The organism is Pseudomonas sp. SDO5532_S415, assembly GCF_054071155.1.
Genome location: NZ_JBSVWS010000278.1, coordinates 1 through 4595 on the forward strand (window position 1 = coordinate 1; position 4595 = coordinate 4595).

General features: G+C 61.3%; 4 protein-coding genes. All 4 read right to left on the reverse strand.

From position 1 onward, the window contains the following. Positions 1–74 precede the first annotated feature (74 nt). The 4 genes from efeO (ACW9HW_RS28995) to efeU all read right to left on the reverse strand — a co-directional run bounded on the left by efeO (ACW9HW_RS28995) (position 75) and on the right by efeU (position 4402). Positions 75–899, reverse strand: a complete 825-nt coding sequence (gene efeO, locus ACW9HW_RS28995; RefSeq protein WP_095194789.1) for an iron uptake system protein EfeO — start codon at positions 897–899, stop codon at positions 75–77. Between the two features lie 32 nt (positions 900–931). Then, complete coding sequence (gene efeB / locus ACW9HW_RS29000; RefSeq protein WP_457402745.1) at positions 932–2230, reverse strand: iron uptake transporter deferrochelatase/peroxidase subunit; 1299 nt, start codon at positions 2228–2230, stop codon at positions 932–934. An 18-nt stretch (positions 2231–2248) separates the two neighbouring features. Further along, entirely contained in the window at positions 2249–3448 is a 1200-nt protein-coding gene (gene efeO, locus ACW9HW_RS29005) for an iron uptake system protein EfeO (RefSeq protein WP_457402746.1), read from the reverse strand. A 96-nt stretch (positions 3449–3544) separates the two neighbouring features. Beyond that, a complete protein-coding gene (efeU, locus tag ACW9HW_RS29010) occupies positions 3545–4402 on the reverse strand; it encodes an iron uptake transporter permease EfeU (protein WP_457402748.1) in 858 nt (285 codons plus the stop codon). Positions 4403–4595 lie beyond the last annotated feature (193 nt).

Sequence of the window (4595 nt, forward strand, 5' to 3'; positions counted from 1 at the left end):
TGGATTCGTGTTCGGCACATAACCCTGTGGGAGCGAGCCTGCTCGCGAAGAGGCCCGCTCAGGCGTAACAAGACTCAGTTCAAACCCAGCTTGCCGCGCAACGTCGACAAGTCCTCAGCCAGTGTATTCACCGGCCCGACCAGCGCCTTGCGGTCGTTCTCCTTCACCTTGTCATAGGTCTCGAATCCGCCACCCTGGGTCTTGTACTTGGCCAGAATGGTATTCACCGTGGCGAAGTTCCTGTCGACTTTGGCGACGAATGCCGCGTCCTGTTTCTCGATCTGCGGACGGAACAGGTCGACGATTTTCTTCGCCCCGTCGATGTTGCCCTGGAAGTCGTACAGGTCGGTGTGGCTGTAGCGATCTTCCTCGCCGGAGATCTTGGTGGCCGCTACTTCTTCCAGCAGCGCAGCGGCGCCGCCGACGACTTTTTCCGGCGGGAAGGTCAGGCCGGCGACGCGGGTTTGCAGGTCCTTGACGTCGTTGTTCAGGCCATCCGCCAGTTCACCCAGGCCCCGGGTGCTGTTTTCCGAGAACAGCGAGTATTCGATGCGGTGGAATCCGGTGAAGTCTTCGGCCTTTACGCCTTTTTCGTGGTCATCGACCCGGGAGTCGATGGACGCATCGAGGTCACTGAACAGCTCGGCGATCGGCTCGATCGACTCGTAGTAAACCCGGGTCGGCGCATAGAGTTTTTTCGCGGTGGCCAGGTCGCCTTTTTTCACCGCGTCGGTGAACTGTCGGGTGTGGCTGGCCAGCTCATCCAGTTGTTCGGTGACGTAGATCTTGTAGTCGGAAATCGGCTGCACCAGCTCCAGCGGCGCCGTCGCGGCGAACGCTGAAAACGGGGTATTGAGCAAGCCTAGGGTCAGCATTAACGCCAGTGGCGACTTTTTCATGAGATAGCTCTTGGGATAGCCCCGTGGAGGGGTCAGGTTGTGGTTTTAGGTTGAGTAGCGTTGAGCAGCGAGCGGCCGATGTAATCCTGATCGCCGTTCACACCGGGCAAAGTGAAGAAATACCCACCGCCGACCGGCTTGAGGTATTCCTCCAGCGGTTCGCCGTTGAGCCTGGTTTGCACGGTGATAAAGCCTTTCTCCAGATCGGCCTGGTAGCAGATGAACAGCAGGCCCATGTCCAGCTGACCGTTCTTGTTCACGCCGTTGGAGTAGTTGAACGGTCGGCGCAGGATCAGATTGGCTTGGGTCGCGGCGGTGCGCGGGTTGGCCAGGCGGATGTGCGCATCGAGTTTGGTCAGCTTGCCTTCGGGGTCTTTGGCGTAATCTGGCACTTCGGTTTCATGGCTGCCGCCGATGGGCGCGCCGCTGCTTTTGACCCGGCCGAGAATGCTTTCCTGTTCCTGCAAGGGCGTGCGGTCCCAACGCTCGACGAAGTTGCGGATGATCCGCACCGCTTGATAGCTGCCGTTGGCCGCCCAGTTCGGTTCGTCGCTGCCGGGCTGGACCCAGACGATGCGGTCCATGGCTTTGCCGTCGTTGGAATCGGGATTGGCCGAACCGTCGCGAAAACCGAGGAAATTGCGTGCGCTCTGTGCGGGCACGCCGGGTTTGGCCGGGGCCTGGGGCGGCACGCTGCCTTCCTGTTTCCAGCGCACCAGCAGCAGGTCCGGGAGGTTTTTTACGATGTCGCGCAGGGCGTGGATGTTGGTGTCGGCGGTGTTGGCGCAGAACTGCAGGCTCAGGTCGCCGTGGCAGCAATCGGCTTCCAGTGCATCGTTGGGGAAACCGACCATGCGGACAAGGCGCTTGGGCTTGGCATCGGCGAGACCGAAACGCTCGTCGAACAAGGATTCGCCCACTGACACGGTGATGGTCAGGTTGTCCGGCGTGACCACTGGCCCAAGAATCCCGGAATCCACCGGCGGCAGCTTCGGGTCGACCTGAGCGACCGGGCCGCCCGTCATCAAAAACGCGATGCGTTCGTTGAGGGTGAGGAACAGGCGCTCCAGATCTTCACGGTCGCTGGCCAGCACATCGAATGCCACCAGCATGCCCGATGCCGGTCGCGGGGTGACGATGCCGCTCTGGTGTTTGCCGTGGAAATCATGGCGGTCTTCGGTGCGGTCACTGCTGGGGGCTTGGGTCACTTGCGCGGCACCAGCGGCCATGGCCGGGCAGCTCAGGGCTGAACCCGCAAGGGCGACACCGGCGACGCCCATGCCCATCAATACCCGGCGGCGCTGGAGGTTGAACTGCTCTGAATCGTTCATCTGAAAGTCGTCTTCTGCTTACAGGCCGCTAAGGCCAAGGGCGGGATCAATCGCGTCAAGTGCAGCGGCCAATGCTTTGGCCTTGTCGGCAATCTGCGTGCGCTGACCGGCACTGACGCTGTCGTAGCTGGCGTAACCGTCGTTGACCTTGAAGCCATTGAGTTCGGACTCGAATGCGACAAGGGCGCTGTCGATGTTCGGCAACAGGTCGGCGGCGGATTTAGTCAGCAACGGGCGCAGCAGCTCGACGACTTTGCGCGCAGCGTCGAAGTTGCCGACAAAGCCGTTCAGGTCGCTGTGGCTGTAGCGTTCTTCTTCACCGCTGCCGGCACGGACGTCGGCGAGGCTGTTGAGGTTGCGCACCACGGTGCTCACCAGTTGTTCCGGCGGCAACGACTGGGCCAGCAGCTGTTGCTTGAGGGTGGTGACATCGGTCAGAAGGCGCTGGGCGACCGGTGCCAGACCGTCGAGGTTGCGTTGCTGGAACAGCGCGTATTCGAGGCGATGGAAACCGGTGAACGCCGGGTCCTGTTCGCGTTTTTCGAAGTAATCGGCACGGGCGTTGATCCCGTTGTCGAGCTCCGCCAGGCGTTGGGCAGCCGGGGCCAGCCGCTGGTAAGCAGCGCGGGCCGGAATGTACAAGGCTTGAGCCTGACTCAAATCGCCGGCTTCGATGGCTTGATTCAGTGCGGTAACGGCCTTGATCAGCGTCGTGCCCTGGTTGCTGAGGTACACGCGAAATTCCGACAACGGCCCGACAAACGCCACCATCGACGGTTTGGCCTTGGCCGCCGCGTCGGAAGCGGCTGTCGGCGTAACGTGCAAGGTCCCGCGCGGGTTGCTTAGCAGACCGCAGGTGATCGCGTAATCGCCGGGCAACAGGTCGGCATTGATCACCTGGCTCAGGCCCGGCGCGATGTTTTCCCGTTCTTCGACCACCAGCACGCCGTCGAGGATTTCCCATTCAACAGCCCGATCCGAGCGGTTGACGATACGGAAACTGGCGCGACCGGCGGGAACGGTCAGGGCACCAGGCTCGCAACGGTGCGGGTGAATGGTCACCAACACTTCATCATGGTTGGCCTGGCGCTTGGCCGCGGCCATTTTCGAGGCGTAGTAGAACAGGCCGCCGGCGGCGATCATCACGATCACCGAGCCGGCCACCGCCCAGCGCAGGGCGCGGGGAGGGGGAGCCTGGGTTGGGGCTGGAGTTGGCATGGTTGCCCTTACTGATTGGAAACTGAAAAGTGACTGACCCTGTGGGAGCGAGCCTGCTCGCGAAAAAACCACCGCTGGTTATCTGGCGTTTACGCGTTATCGTTGACGACCTTCGCGAGCGGGCTCGCTCCCACAAGGGTTGGTGTCTGGCACAGGGGCGGGGAGAAAGAACATCACCAGCGCCACCGCCAGGTAAATCAGATAAGCGCCGAGGGTGCTGACGGTCGGGGCATCCTGGTAACCGAACATCCCGGCCAGCACCGAGCCCAGCGGGCCGTCCATCGGCAGCGTCGCGCTGAGGTCGAAGAGCACGGTTTGCAGGTGATTCCACACGCCGGCTTCATGCAGCGCTTGTACGGAATTGGCAAGGATCCCGGCGGCCACCACGAGAATGAACAGACCGGTCCAGCGCATGAACGCGCCGAGGTTCAGGCGCATGCTGCCGCTGTAGATCAGGACGCCGACCATGATTGCCAGGATGAGGCCGAGCAGGGCGCCGATCGGGGCCGCCGGACCTTCGCTTTGCTGGAACACCGCGAGCAGGAAAAATACGGTTTCCAGGCCTTCCCGGGCCACGGCGAAAAACACCATGGCGATCAGTGCGGTCACCTGATGCCTGGAACCGGTCAGTGCCTGATCAAGAGACGCGTGCAGCGAATGCTTGATCGAACGCGAGACCTTGCGCATCCAGAACACCATCGAACTCAAGATGCCGACGGCCACCAGGCCAACCATGCCTTCGAACAGTTCCTGTTGTTTCTGCGGAAACTCGGCGCTGACCAGTTCCAGGCCGCCACCGACCAACAGGGCCAGGGCGGCGGCGAGAAATACACCGATCCACACGGCGGGCATCCACTGGCCGCGACCGGTCTGTTTCAGGTAACTGGCGATGATGCCGACGATCAATGCGGCCTCGATGCCTTCGCGCAACATGATCAGAAAGGGGACGAACATTCAGCACCGTGTCAGCAATAGATAGGGTGCTAAGTTGTAACATAATGACACTCATTCCCAAATGGCAGTGATTGACATTTAGCTGAACCTAAGCTGAACGAACTTCAAGGTCAACTGTATCCCCTGTGGGAGCGAGCCTGCTCGCGAAGGCGCAGTGTCAGTCCCCCCTTTATCGAATCCGAAATCCTCTTCG

Excerpts from the sequence above, each read along its gene's own strand:
- efeO (WP_095194789.1), bottom strand. The coding sequence starts at position 899 with ATGAAAAAGTCGCCACTGGCGTTAATGCTGACCCTAGGCTTGCTCAAT.
- efeB (WP_457402745.1), bottom strand. The coding sequence starts at position 2,230 with ATGAACGATTCAGAGCAGTTCAACCTCCAGCGCCGCCGGGTATTGATG.
- efeO (WP_457402746.1), bottom strand. The coding sequence starts at position 3,448 with ATGCCAACTCCAGCCCCAACCCAGGCTCCCCCTCCCCGCGCCCTGCGC.
- efeU (WP_457402748.1), bottom strand. The coding sequence starts at position 4,402 with ATGTTCGTCCCCTTTCTGATCATGTTGCGCGAAGGCATCGAGGCCGCA.